This window comes from Coriobacteriia bacterium (genome assembly GCA_013336165.1).
GTDB lineage: Bacteria > Actinomycetota > Coriobacteriia > Anaerosomatales > JAAXUF01 > JAAXUF01.
Genome location: JAAXUF010000005.1, coordinates 106,059 through 118,455 on the forward strand (window position 1 = coordinate 106,059; position 12,397 = coordinate 118,455).

Genomic DNA, 12,397 nt, shown 5'->3' on the forward strand with positions numbered 1-12,397 from the left:
CCGTGAAACTAAGGAAGACTGGCATCTCTCATGCGCCTCGCAACGGGCCGGACCAACGCAAACGGGGCGCCCTTTTCGAAAGGCGCCCCGCCATTGAATCAAAGCCGCACACTTCAGACATCTACTCGCCGAGATACGCTCCCCGGACAGCTTCGTTGGCAAGCAGTTCCTTGCCGGTGCCGGTCAGCGTGATTTCGCCTGTGGCCAGCACATAGCCGCGATCGGCGATGGAAAGCGCCATATTGGCGTTCTGCTCCACCAGCAGGATCGTGATGCCGGCGTCGTGGAGCTTCAGGATCGTCTCAAAGATCAGCTCAACCACAACCGGCGCCAAGCCCATTGAAGGCTCGTCAAGCATGAGGAGCTTCGGCTGCGACATGATCGCGCGGCCGATCGCGAGCATCTGTTGCTCTCCACCGGAAAGCGTTCCGCCCTGCTGGCCGACCCGCTCCTTCATCCTCGGAAACAGCTCGAAGACATGTTCGAGATCCGCGCGAATCCCGTCTTTGTCCTTGCGCAGGAACGCGCCCATCTCGAGGTTTTCCATGACAGTCATCCGAGAAAAGATCCTCCGGCCCTCAGGAACCTGAATGATGCCTTTTGCAGTGATCAGATGCGGTGGCATTCCGCCGATAGGAGCGCCATCGTAGACGATACTGCCCACCTTGGGCGCAATTTGTCCCGAGATGGTTTTGAGCGTCGTCGACTTGCCTGCTCCGTTCGCGCCGATGAGCGTGACAATCTCGCCCTGCTTCACTTCGAGAGAGATACCCCTCAGTGCCTCGATCTTTCCGTAGAACGAATGAATGCCGTCGACTTTGAGCAATGCGTCAGCCATTCGTCGGCTCCTTGTCAGATGCAGATACCTCGACGTCACTGGCGGCCCTCTCGGCCAGCAACGCATCAGCGCCCTTGCCGAGATACGCCTCGATGACCTTGGGATCGCGTTGGATGTCAGCAGGGCCGCCCTGCGCGATGAGCTCGCCGAAGTCGAGCACGTAGATGCGGTCGGCGAGGTCCATGACGACCTTCATGTCGTGCTCGATGAGCAGGATCGTCACTCCAGTGTTGCGGACTTTGCGCACCAATGCGTTGAGGCGCAGACTCTCCTGCGGGTTCATGCCGGCGGCAGGCTCATCGAGCAGCAGCAGCGAGGGCTCGGTCGCAAGAGCACGCGCTATCTCAAGCCTACGCTGGTCACCGTAGGGCAGGTTCTTGGCGAGCTCGTTGGCGCTCGCCGCCAGCCCTACGAACTCCAGCCGCTTGAATGCTTCCTCCTGGGTCGCGGCTTCCGCAGCTTTGAAGGCCGGCGTGCGGAAAACGGCTCCCCACATCGTGGCCTTGCTGCGCGTATGCCGGCCGACCATGACGTTCTCAAGAGCCGTCATGTTCTGGAACAGACGGATGTTCTGGAAGGTCCGAGCGATCCCCATCTTCGTGATCACGTGAGGCTTCTTGCCTCCCACGACGTTCCCGCGGAAGGTCAGAGCCCCCTGCGTGGGCGTGTAGATGCCCGTGAGCATGTTGAAGAATGTCGTCTTTCCGGCACCGTTCGGGCCGATCAGTGCGACAATCTCGCCTTCATCGATGTTCATTGTCACGTTGTTGACGGCCCTCAGGCCACCGAACTGCATCGTGACATTCTGTGCGTCTACCAGGCGTGCCATTTCATACCTCTCCTGCGCCCGGGGTGTTATTGGTCATCGGGATGCCCCACATCATGTTGCGCGTCGTAGAGCTGCTCGCTCTCGATATCTGCTATCTCCGCGGTCTCAGGCCGCAACTCTGCGGCCCTGCGTTTGGACGGCAGTATCCCTTGAGGTCGCCAGACCATCATCGCGACCATGAGTGCGCCAAACACCAGAAAACGGTAGTTGCCGATCGCTGTGACCTGTGCTCCGCTGAGGCCTGAGATGATGCCGGATGCCGCAAGGCCTTGAATCACAGCAGGCGTTCCCTGAATGAGCAGCGCACCGATGATCGCGCCCGGAATCGAGCCCATACCACCGATTACGATGCTGCACACGATGAACACCGACTCCATAAACGTGAACGATTCAGGACTCACGAACCCTTGATAGTTGGCGAAGGTCAGACCCGCGATTCCGCCCCACAAGGCGCCGAGCGAAAACGCCATGAGTTTGGTCTTGGTGATGCTGATGCCCATGGACGCCGCAGCGACCTCGTCCTCGCGCATCGCAGCCCACGAGCGGCCAAGATGTGAGTGGTCGAGGCGCCGCACAACGAACACGGTGAGCAGGCACAGCAAGACGATCAGATAGTACCAGTACAAGTTGTTCGAAAACTGGAAGTTGAAGCCGTTGGGCCCAAGGCCCGGGATCGAGAAGATCCAGTTGTCGGTCGCGTACTCCAGGCCTGCCGGAGAAGGAATCGACTGCCCGGCGCGAGGAAGTCCCGCTGCGCCGTTCGTGATCCCAAATGCGTTGTTGTTGATGATAATGCGGACGATCTCCCCAAACCCGAGCGTGACGATGGCGAGGTAGTCGCCTCGCAGTCTCAAGACCGGGGTGCCGAGCAAGACGCCCGCAAGAGCCGCGAATGCGCCGGCAACCGGGATCATGAGGAAGAACGAATACGGAACAAGCTCGGGCGGCAAGTGCTTCACGGCGGCTGCGCCTATGATCACACCCGAATACGCACCGATCGCATAGAACGCTATGTAGCCAAGGTCAAGCAGACCTGCCAAGCCGACAACGATATTCAAGCCGAGTGCGAGCATGACGTAGATGCCTACCAGCGCCATGATGCGCGTCATGATGAACAGGCCGAAACCGTCGAAGATGATCGGCGAGGCGATCAACACAATGGCCAGCAGGAAATAGAGAGCCTTCTTCGTGGCGCTCATTTTGCCCGAAGAGACAACCGTCTTGATATCCATCTTTGTTCCGCCCATGCTACACCTTCTCCACTACGGACTCGCCGAGCAGGCCGCCGGGACGGAAGATCAGAACGAGAATCAACACTGCAAACGCGATGACGTCCTTATAGCCTGTCGAGATATAGCCTGAAGCCAGCGATTCGACGATTCCGAGCACGAACCCTCCAAGCATGGCCCCGCGCAGGTTGCCGATGCCACCGATAACCGCAGCAGTAAACGCCTTCATTCCGGGCAAAAACCCCATGTTGAAGACGATCGACCCGTAGTACATGCCTGAGAAAATGCCCGCGACGGCACCCAGAGCCGGGCCGATGAAGAAGGCAAGCATGATGGCAAGGTTGATATCGATTCCCATGAGACCAGCGGCCTCTCGGTCCTGCGAAGTCGCTCTCATGGCTTTGCCCATGCGTGTCCGCGAGACATACGTGTCTAGGGCGATCATCAAGCCGATCGCCGATGCAACAATGACGACCTTCAGCACGCTGATGCTTACGCCGGCAACCTGAAACGCCTGCGCATTGTGCAAAAGATCGGGAAAAGGCAGCTGAGAGGAACTGATCCACAACAGCACTGCGTTCTGCAGGAAGATCGAAACACCTACGGCCGAGATGAGCGGGGCAAGACGCGGGGCATGGCGCAGGGGTCGGTATGCCACCCGCTCAATCACAACACCCATGATGCCAACCGCCACCATGGCGACAAGGAACACGATTGCGAAAAGAACGATCAGTCCCAGAGTCCCGCTCGTGAAGAACTGCTGGGCCGGCGCAAGCCAACTCAGCCAAGAGACCCTGGCGATGAAATCGGCGTTGGTAAGCATGGTAATCATGCCCAAGCCGACAAAAGCCCCACTCATGAAAAGCTCCGAATGTGCGAAGTTGATCATGAGCAAGATGCCATAGACGAGCGTATAGCCCAAGGCGATCAGCGCGTACATGCCGCCCAGGGTGATTCCGTTCACGAGCTGCCCGATGATGTTCTCAAGCACAGCTGGAATTCCTGTCTATCCGGACGCCATTCATAGACCAAGCCAAGCACCAACACTCGAATCCGAGCGGACACCCTCGTTGCCGATGCCCGCTCGGATTCGCATGCTTATCAGTCAAGAACAGCGGTGCGCCTGTTCCCTATTGCGGGGTTGCCTTGGTGACCCATTTGCCGCCCTGGACGACATAGAGCGTGATCGCCTTGTTGGTGGTGTCACCGTTCTTGTCGAACGCGATGTCGCCGGTGATACCGGTCGTCTTGGTCGCAGCAGCATTGGCAATGATGGCATCCTTGCCGGCCGAAGTCGTCAACTTTGCGACGCCTATCGAGGAGTCCTTCGCGGCCTTCACGATCGCGGCAATGATCACGTTTGCGGCATCATAAGAATACGCATCGTAAGCGGCGATCTCCTTGCCGGGGAACTTCTTCTCAAACGCGGTCTTGAACTCCTGGCCCTTGACAAGCTTGTCAATCGGAAGGCCAACGGAGGTTGCAAAGCAGCCTTCTGCCTGGGTGGTACCGGCAAGAGCAATGAACTGGCTGTCGTAGAGGCCGTCGCCGCTCATGAGGGGAGCAGCGATGCCGCCGTCATGGGCCTGCTTGGCGAGAAGGGCGCCGGCGTTGTAGATTCCGCCGTAGTAGATGACGTCAACCTTCGCGCTCTTGATCTTGGTGACCAGCGCGTTGAAATCGGTGTCCTTGTCGGACGTCTTAGCCGTGGCGACTACGGTGCCGCCGTTCGCTTTGAACTGCTTGGCAAACTCGGCGGCAAGACCCTCGCCGTAAGGGGTCGAGTCATCGATGACGTACGCGGTCTTGAAACCAAGAAGCTTGCTCGCGTAGTCGGCCGCTGCGGGACCCTGGATCGCATCCGTGGTGCAAACGCGATAGATGCCCGCGAGACCCTGCTGGGTCAGCGAGGGGTTGGTCGATGCAGGCGAGACCATGATGATCTTCTTGTCTGCGTAGATCTTGGAAGCGGGAATCGAGACACCGGAGTTCAGGTGACCCATAACCCCAAGGAGGTTCGGATCAGAAACGAACGTGTTGGCGACGTTGACGCCCGTCTTGGGGTCGCCCTGATCGTCACCGCTGACGGCCTGGAACGTGATACCGAGCGCCTTGACCTCGGCCGACTCGTTGGCCTGCGCGATTGCAAGTTCCGCACCGCGCACCATGCCTTGGCCGAGTGACGTGGCGCCGGCAGTGATCGGAGCACCAATGCCGATCTTGATCGTCTTGGTAGTAGTGGTGGTGGTGGTCGAACCCGACGTGCTGCACCCGGTTGCGGTCGCCGTCAGCGCCAAAAGTGCTGCCACAGCGACCAGCAGGTACTTCCTGCTGCCCTTCATGTTGCCTCCCTTGCTTCTCCTGGACAAATACGGTACCCCCGTGGCTGCCATCCCTGACACACGAGGCCCACGGCATCCCTCCGCAGCGTTTGGAGTGTATCAGAACCGCACACGCACGTGTATGCAAAAACCGCGAGAGGCAATGCGCGATCGACCATCGGCATCGCACTTTTCGAAGTTGGAAACATGCTCGACATAACAAATGGTGGTTTCAGGTGTCCGAAAGCCTTAAATCCAATACATAGAAGCTATTGCACGATCCATCTCTCGCTGTTTTGCGGCAAGCACCGATAGCGTCGTCCCGCCAAGAAAGCCAGACAATGCCTCATCGGCCTCTTCCCACAACGCTGATGCAGCCGAGCCTGTGACATGCGGCACATCCAGAACCTGGCCTTGAACCGCCTCGACCACATCGAGAACCGTGATCTCGTTTGCGGGTCTGCCCAGCGAGCATCCGCCCGTCGCACCGCGACGGCAGCTTACGATACCTGCGCGGGCCAAGACAGTGACCTGCTGCTCGACGAACCGACGTGGCAGCCCAAGGTAGTCAGCCAGATCGCCGGCTGCGATGACCTCGTTGTCGGGTTGAAGCGCAAGCAGTATGAGCGCACGCAGCGCATAGTCGAGCCGCTGGGGAACTCGCATGAACTATCCCAACTCCTCCCACAGCTTTGTGGACAGGTAGCGCTCGCCTGTCGACGGGCCGACCGTGACTATCAGTCGCCCGTCCATTTCCGGACGCGCGGCAATCCGCAATGCGACGGCGATGTTGGCGCCGCTCGAAATGCCCACGAAGATTCCCTCCTCATCGGCAAGTGTACGTGCAGTCGCTATAGCCTCCTCGGTCGTGACATGCTCGACACCGTTGAGAACCGTGAAGTCGAGTACTTCGGGGATGAAGTTGGCGCCGATGCCTTGAATACCATGCGAGGCTGGTGTGATTTCCTCGCCCGCGATGCGCTGTGCGATGATTGGCGACTCGGCGGGCTCGACCGCGATCGCGAGAACGTCCGGATGATGCTCCTTCAGGTAGCGCCCGACGCCGGAAATGGTGCCGCCCGTCCCCACACCAGCGATGAAAGCGCCGATCTTGAGGTCTCCCAGCGCCGCCTCGATCTCGGGACCGGTTGTCTCGTAGTGTGCTCGCGGGTTGGCAGGGTTGATGAACTGGCCGGCGAGCCATGCGTCCGGTGTCTCGGCGACAATCCGGTCGGCCTCGTCAACGGCCCCCGCCATGCCCAGAGCCTTGGGTGTCAGCACCAGTTCGGCGCCGTATGCCTTTAGGAGCTTGCGCCGCTCGATCGACATCGACTCCGGCATCGTCAGGATGACCCGGTACCCCCTTGAGGCGCCGAGCATCGCAAGAGCGATACCCGTGTTGCCGCTCGTCGGCTCGACGATGACGGACCTGTCGGGCGAGATGACCCCGCGCGCCTCGGCGTCATCGAGAATTCCGCGAGCGATCCTGTCCTTCACGGAGCCGCCCGGGTTGCGTGATTCAAGCTTGATCGCGACCAATGCGGGTAGCCCGGCGCTCAGGCGATTCAGAAAGACGATCGGGGTGTTGCCGATAGTGTCGTCTACACGCTTTACGATTCCAGTCATGTGCAGCCTCCCAGCTGACAAAGGATGTCTTGTCCGTATGCTATCCCCCTGCGTCGGGTCCGAGAAGCCCTTAATGCGCACCTTTTAACTGTAGTACATGCGCTTTCCCCGTGTTTCTTGCAGCGCGATGCGGGTGGACCGGTTTGCTCAGGAGTGCCCTTCTCCCCGCCTAGTGTGCGAAACTGATTGCAGATTCGTTAGCTCGACGTGGAAGAGATGAGAAGACGTGCCTCCGATGTTTTGGGCCTGGGTAGCAATCGCCGTGATCCTTGCCGTCTGCGAAGGCGCCACCGGCGGCCTACTGGCACTGCCCTGGGCGGTCGGAGCGGCCTGCGCGGCCGGACTCAATGCCCTTGGCGTGAGCGCAAATTGGCAGTGGGCCGCGTTCGCGGTGATATCGTCCGCTCTGACAGTCGCGGCACAGCGCTTCATTGTGAGAAGAGGGCGATAGCCGCCGAGATTTGGCGAACCGACACCCTGATGCAACATCCACTGCATCCGGCGTCACAAACCTCCATGGACTCACCGGTGAGTCCGAGTTCTAGGCCGTCCTTCTCGGCGACGAGAGATGTGTCCGAACTCGCGCTCACATGCCAGCCCGCCTGCTCCAGCGTGCCCCTCGCGCGCGCGACTTCAATCGCCGCGCTGCCCTGAGGAACCTGCCACACGCAGGACCACTTTCCCCCGGCCAACGGCTCCTCGCGAACGCTCACCACGGTGGCTGCCGCCGTACCGGTGGGATAGATGGGTAGTTCGCGAAGCGCTTGTCGGCCGGTCGCGGGCCATGCGAGACTCACGTATTCTCCGAGTCCGATCGCCGAGAGCACGAGCAGCGAGATCACGGCCAAGACGGTCGCCATGGCCATGCGTTCGGAACCGGAGGCCGCAGTGAGGTCCATCGCCTCGGCGAGCAGCAAGGCGGTGCTTCCCCAGAATGCGACGATCTCCCAAGGAACCACGCCGTTGACCATCATCGCAAGCGCGGTTGCGATGATGCCGAGCACACCGGTGGCTGCGACCAGCCAGCCGCCATACCGATACCCCAGAAGCCATGCGACCGCACCAGCAAGAGCCAGCACTCCGGCCGCAGCGCCGCAAGCTGCCACAACACCGCCAGCCAGCATGCCCGCGCAAGCCAGAGCAAGAGCCCCTGCGCCCGCCGCGCCCGGGACTGCTGCGCTCAAGAGAAGCGACCGCGGCCCTCTCGGCAAGAAGAGCGGTGATGTGCGTTCATGGGGTGTATTCATGTGCGGCCTACAGACCGAGAGCCCTGTCGATGTGTCCCTTGTTGAACCCGACCACGACTTCCTCGCCGATGAGAATCACAGGAAACGAAAGCCCTCCCGAGAGACGCTTGACCTCGGAGGCTGCGACAATCCGAGGTTCGCCTTCGAGTAGGTCCACCTCGGTCAGATCATAGGCCACGCCCCGCTCATCGAGATACTTCCGCGCCATCCGGCAGTAGGGGCACGTGGACAGTGCATACACGCGAACACCCATTTCAGCTCCTTACGACTAGAGAGAGTGTTCCCTAAAATGCAGGTTCTTGTGGGTGTACACTTCCCGCATGTCAGACACACGGAATTTGCGGATCGTTTTCCTCGGATCCGGTTCGGCGGGTAACGCCCTCGTCGCAACCGACGGCGAAACGACGCTCCTCATCGACTGCGGCTTCTCGGCGCGCGAGACGTGCCGACGCATGGCGCTTGCGGGTTTGAACCCGGCATCCGTCGACGCGATCCTGCTGACGCACGAGCACGGCGACCACATCCGCGGCGTCGAGGTGTTCGCTCGGCGACACGAAAGCGTCGTCTACGCGACGACGGGGACTCGGCGTGCGGCGGGTCTGGACGCATTCCGCTCGGAGGTGCGCAGTCTCGTGCCCGGGTGCGAGATCACCGTCGGGGCGCTTCGCGTGCTCCCCTTCCGGACATCGCACGACGCGGCCGAGCCCGTCGGATTCCGGATCGAGGCGCGAAGTGGCGGATGCTTTGGGATGGCGACCGACACGGGCGTGCTGACGCCCGAAGCCGCCGAAGCGTTGAGGGAGGTCGACCTTCTCGGCATCGAGTGCAACCACGACCTCGACATGCTGGAGCGAGGACCCTACCCGTACTGCCTCAAGCGCCGAATCCGGTCGGAAACAGGGCATCTCTCGAACCCCGATGCGGCCGACGCGCTTGCGCTTCTGGCTTCCGACCGTTTGCGCCGAGTGTTCGCTCTGCACCGCTCGGCAACAAACAACACGGCCAGCCTCGCGAAACGGGCGCTGGCGGCCCGCGCTGCCGGGATCGGTCTGAGCGTGCCCATCGAGGTCGCTTCGCAGGACGAACCGCTCGACTCGTTCCCGCCACAAACGCAGCTGTTCGCGGAGGAGGCTACGAGATGAGCGACGCGGACACTGCGGCACCTCCCCGCTTGCGCGGACATCACCTCATTTGCCTGCAGTTCTTTCGCGGCGAAGGGTACTCGGAGGCATTCGTCGCAAACCTCGCGGACGTGGTCATGCGTGCGAACGCCGAGCCGGCGCTTGTAGTGCAGGGCGCTGACGACGTGTGTGCCGCGTGCCCGGGACTCGGCCCCGACGGCACATGCCGCGACCCTGAGGCAGGCGAAACTGAGGTGCGCCGGCTGGACGCCCTGGCACTGGAAACCCTCGGACTGGCCGAGGACGATCGGGTCTCGCTCTCGCAAGCCCGCAAGCGGCTCACGGGTAATCCGGCACGGATCGCCCGCTGGCGCGCGGAGGCATGCGTCGGCTGCGCCTGGGAGAGTGTGTGCGCAGACGGCTGGAAGCAGGCCGCAGAGAACGCGAGTTGAGCGAGAGAGCCCCGCGTCGAGTTGGGCGCGGAGCTCCGGGGTGGGAATCCGTTTTGCCTACCTTGAGGTGCTCTTCGTCTTCGCTACTTCTTCTGCAGATAGATCTGTCCGCCACGCTGAACCACGCTCATGCCGAGAGCTTTGTCCTTCGCCACCTTGCGCAAAGCAACTACTGCCGTAATGGCCTTGACGCCAGCTATCTCAACTCGAACGCTTGCGTTGGATGACTTCATGAACTCATCCACGATAGTCGAGTACACACTTGCTCCGCGAGTTGATTTGGAAGGTACCTCGGCTGGCACGAGTTTGAATGACTTGTCCATGTTCTTTCTCCATCCAGGTGTTATCGACTACGCTATTTTGCTCACTATACCCTACTGATATGCTAGGCGAATGACAGGCGACATCTCACACGCAAATTCACGCGCACTGTCGCACCGGTGCCGCTAGGGCCGTTCGGTCAGCGTGTCGAATGCAGCATCGTGATTCGCGACGGCCTTCGCACCCAGCGCAAGCGCCTCGGACCAGAGAGTTTCGGCCTCGCCGCCCGCGAAATCGCGACCTGCGATCGCCCCCACCAGCACGACGGGCGTTCCGGCTCGCGCCGCGACGACAGCCGCGCGCAAGTTGCCGACGTTGCCGTTCCCGAAGGGGATCTCGGCGACCACGACCACATCCGCCTCCTGCGACAACTGCGCGACGTGCTCCTGCGCCTCCGCATCCATCGGCGCAAATGGTGGGATCGCGGCGTACTCGAGTCCGAGCGCTGTTGCGACAAGCTGGTCGGCGTCGCCGAGGTTGAGCGCGCCCGCCGAGACGTGCCAGCCGGCCAGCACCAGCCGACGCATCAGTGACGCGGCAACTCCCGAACCGCCGATCACCAGCGCACGTCCGCGCTGCGTGCGAGCGACGGCGCCCTCGCGCAACACCGGCGTGACGCTGACCGAGCCGGTGATGGGGTCGGTGCCGACGACGGCCCGCACGCCGAAGACCGCCGAAAGCATCTCGGCGGTGATGGCTAACGCAGGCGGAAGCGCTTCGCCGAGACGCCCGTCGGCGACAACCGCTATGCGGTCTGCATAACGCGCGGCCAGGTCGAGATCGTGGAAGACGGCGAGCACCGCCAGCCCCGAGTCGGCAAGCTCGCGTGTCAGGTCGAGAACCTGGAGCCGGTGGTTGAGATCGAGGTGGCTCACCGGCTCGTCCAGTAGTAGAATGCGCGGCTCCTGGGCAAGTGCCTGAGCCAAAGCGAGGCGTTGCAGGTCGCCGCCGGAGAGTTGGTCAGTGGGCTTGTCGGCGAGGTGCGCCGTGTCGGTGAGCGCCATCGCCCGATCGACGACCTCCCGGTCGTGCTCGCCGGGCGAAGCGAAGCGCGACAGGTGCGCGTGCCGCCCCATAGCCACGAAGTCGCGCGCCGGCACCGCAAACGCGGGCTGCACCTGCTGCGGCACGACGCCGACCATCCGTGCACGGGCCACCGAGGAATACTCCCTTGCCGGCAGACCACCTAGGTTCAGCGCTCCCCCGAGGAGCTCCGCATCCCCGGTCACCGTGCGCACGAGCGTGGACTTGCCGGCGCCATTGGGCCCAACAAGACCTACGATCTCGCCCGCGTGTACTTCTAGGTTCGCGCCACATACGACAGGCGCCCCGGCGTAGCCCACGTCGGCGCGTGCGTATTCCAACAAGACCTCGGCAATCACCGCGATCGCCCCCGCACCAGCAGCCAGATGAAGAACGGCCCGCCGAGAACCGCCGTCACGATGCCCACCGGGATTTCGACCGGACGGATCACCATGCGGGCCGCAAGGTCAGAGAGCACCAGAACCGATGCGCCGGCAAGAAGCGACGCCGGCAGCAGCCGACGATGGTCGGGGCCGACGATCCGCCGCATGATATGCGGCGTCATGAGTCCAACGAAGCCGATCAGCCCGGAGACCGCCACGGCGGCGGCCGTAAGGAGCGATGCTGCTGCCAACATGAGGAGCTTGAAGCGCTCAACGGACAGGCCGAGATGGCCGGCGCGCTCGTCACCAAGCAACATGAGGTTGAGTTCGCGCGTCGAAAGCAGCGGAAGGAGGATTCCCAGCACGAACATCGGCGCGATCATGGCTACGTACTGCCATGAGGCGGCGGACAGGCCACCCATCATCCAATACACCAGCGCCATCATCTGTTGGCGCGCGACCAGCATGATGAACGACGTCAGGGCCGCTAGCACATACGAGACCGCCACGCCTGCAAGCAGAAGTGATGTCGGCTCCAGACGCCCACGCGACGACGCGAGCCTCACGACCAGGATCATCGTGAGCAGCGCGCCCGCAAACGCGCCGGCCGGAACCGCTCCGAATCTCCACACGGTTGCGCCCGCGGTCGCGGTCAGTGCGACCATCGCCCCCAGCCCGGCACCACTCGACACGCCGAGAATGTAGGGGTCGGCCAGAGGGTTGCGGAAAAGCGCTTGGTAGAGCGTACCTGCCGCTGCCAACGATGCCCCAACCAGCGCGGCTATCAGCACCCGTGGAAGACGCACGTCCACCACAAGCGTATCGGCAAGCCCACCGCTGCTGCCGCTGAACCGCCGACCGAGAGCGGCGATCACGTCGCCCGCCGACAGCGGCACCGCCCCGAACGCCACGCCGACCAGCATCGCCGAGGCAAGCACGGCGATGAGAGCGGCGATGACCGCGGGATACGAGAGCGGCTGTCGATCGATCCTGGCCACGTTTCGCTA

At 62.1% G+C, this 12,397-nt stretch carries 15 protein-coding genes; 3 read left to right on the forward strand and 12 right to left on the reverse strand.

The window, feature by feature from the left end:
* Positions 1-121: 121 nt before the first annotated feature.
* The 7 genes from HGA39_05485 to cysK all read right to left on the reverse strand — a co-directional run bounded on the left by HGA39_05485 (position 122) and on the right by cysK (position 6,843).
* Positions 122-838, reverse strand: a complete 717-nt coding sequence (locus tag HGA39_05485) for an ABC transporter ATP-binding protein (protein NTW28800.1) — start codon at positions 836-838, stop codon at positions 122-124.
* Positions 831-1,667 carry an ABC transporter ATP-binding protein gene (locus HGA39_05490; GenBank protein NTW28801.1) on the reverse strand — a complete coding sequence of 279 codons (837 nt, stop codon included), beginning with the start codon at positions 1,665-1,667 and terminating at the stop codon, positions 831-833. The genes HGA39_05485 and HGA39_05490 overlap by 8 nt, the downstream gene beginning before the upstream one ends.
* A 26-nt stretch (positions 1,668-1,693) precedes the next feature.
* Positions 1,694-2,899 carry an ABC transporter ATP-binding protein gene (locus HGA39_05495; protein ID NTW28802.1) on the reverse strand — a complete coding sequence of 402 codons (1,206 nt, stop codon included), beginning with the start codon at positions 2,897-2,899 and terminating at the stop codon, positions 1,694-1,696.
* 16 nt (positions 2,900-2,915) lie between these two features.
* Complete coding sequence (locus tag HGA39_05500) at positions 2,916-3,836, reverse strand: branched-chain amino acid ABC transporter permease (protein ID NTW28803.1); 921 nt, start codon at positions 3,834-3,836, stop codon at positions 2,916-2,918.
* Positions 3,837-4,026: 190 nt separating this feature from the next.
* Positions 4,027-5,238: a branched-chain amino acid ABC transporter substrate-binding protein gene (locus tag HGA39_05505; protein ID NTW28804.1), complete on the reverse strand. Its 1,212-nt coding sequence runs from the start codon at positions 5,236-5,238 to the stop codon at positions 4,027-4,029.
* A gap of 228 nt (positions 5,239-5,466) precedes the next feature.
* A complete protein-coding gene (locus HGA39_05510; GenBank protein NTW28805.1) occupies positions 5,467-5,883 on the reverse strand; it encodes an Rrf2 family transcriptional regulator in 417 nt (138 codons plus the stop codon).
* 3 nt (positions 5,884-5,886) lie between these two features.
* Positions 5,887-6,843, reverse strand: coding sequence for a cysteine synthase A (gene cysK, locus HGA39_05515; GenBank protein NTW28806.1), 957 nt, complete (start codon positions 6,841-6,843; stop codon positions 5,887-5,889).
* A 226-nt stretch (positions 6,844-7,069) separates the two neighbouring features.
* Here cysK and HGA39_05520 point away from each other — a divergent pair, with 226 nt between their 5' ends.
* Positions 7,070-7,294 (forward strand): hypothetical protein, encoded by a 225-nt coding sequence (locus HGA39_05520; protein NTW28807.1) that lies wholly within the window; start codon positions 7,070-7,072, stop codon positions 7,292-7,294.
* Here the strand turns inward: HGA39_05520 and HGA39_05525 are convergent.
* Positions 7,272-8,027, reverse strand: coding sequence for a hypothetical protein (locus HGA39_05525; GenBank protein ID NTW28808.1), 756 nt, complete (start codon positions 8,025-8,027; stop codon positions 7,272-7,274). The genes HGA39_05520 and HGA39_05525 overlap by 23 nt on opposite strands.
* A 70-nt stretch (positions 8,028-8,097) precedes the next feature.
* Complete coding sequence (locus HGA39_05530; GenBank protein NTW28809.1) at positions 8,098-8,343, reverse strand: glutaredoxin family protein; 246 nt, start codon at positions 8,341-8,343, stop codon at positions 8,098-8,100.
* A 67-nt stretch (positions 8,344-8,410) separates the two neighbouring features.
* Here HGA39_05530 and HGA39_05535 point away from each other — a divergent pair, with 67 nt between their 5' ends.
* Together HGA39_05535 and HGA39_05540 are read left to right on the forward strand one after the other, a co-directional pair.
* A complete protein-coding gene (locus tag HGA39_05535) occupies positions 8,411-9,232 on the forward strand; it encodes an MBL fold metallo-hydrolase (protein NTW28810.1) in 822 nt (273 codons plus the stop codon).
* The gene (locus HGA39_05540; protein NTW28811.1) at positions 9,229-9,663 is read left to right on the forward strand and encodes a DUF1284 domain-containing protein; all 435 of its coding nucleotides are present in this window, start codon (positions 9,229-9,231) and stop codon (positions 9,661-9,663) included. Before HGA39_05535 ends, HGA39_05540 begins: the two co-directional genes overlap by 4 nt.
* Before the next feature lie 83 nt (positions 9,664-9,746).
* Here HGA39_05540 and HGA39_05545 read toward each other — a convergent pair whose 3' ends face one another.
* The 3 genes from HGA39_05545 to HGA39_05555 form a co-directional block, all read right to left on the reverse strand.
* The gene (locus HGA39_05545) at positions 9,747-9,986 is read right to left on the reverse strand and encodes a hypothetical protein (protein NTW28812.1); all 240 of its coding nucleotides are present in this window, start codon (positions 9,984-9,986) and stop codon (positions 9,747-9,749) included.
* Positions 9,987-10,109: 123 nt separating this feature from the next.
* On the reverse strand, positions 10,110-11,366 hold the full coding sequence (locus tag HGA39_05550) for an ABC transporter ATP-binding protein (protein ID NTW28813.1): 1,257 nt from the start codon (positions 11,364-11,366) through the stop codon (positions 10,110-10,112).
* A complete protein-coding gene (locus HGA39_05555; protein ID NTW28814.1) occupies positions 11,363-12,388 on the reverse strand; it encodes an iron ABC transporter permease in 1,026 nt (341 codons plus the stop codon). The genes HGA39_05550 and HGA39_05555 overlap by 4 nt, the downstream gene beginning before the upstream one ends.
* Between the last annotated feature and the right edge of the window lie 9 nt (positions 12,389-12,397).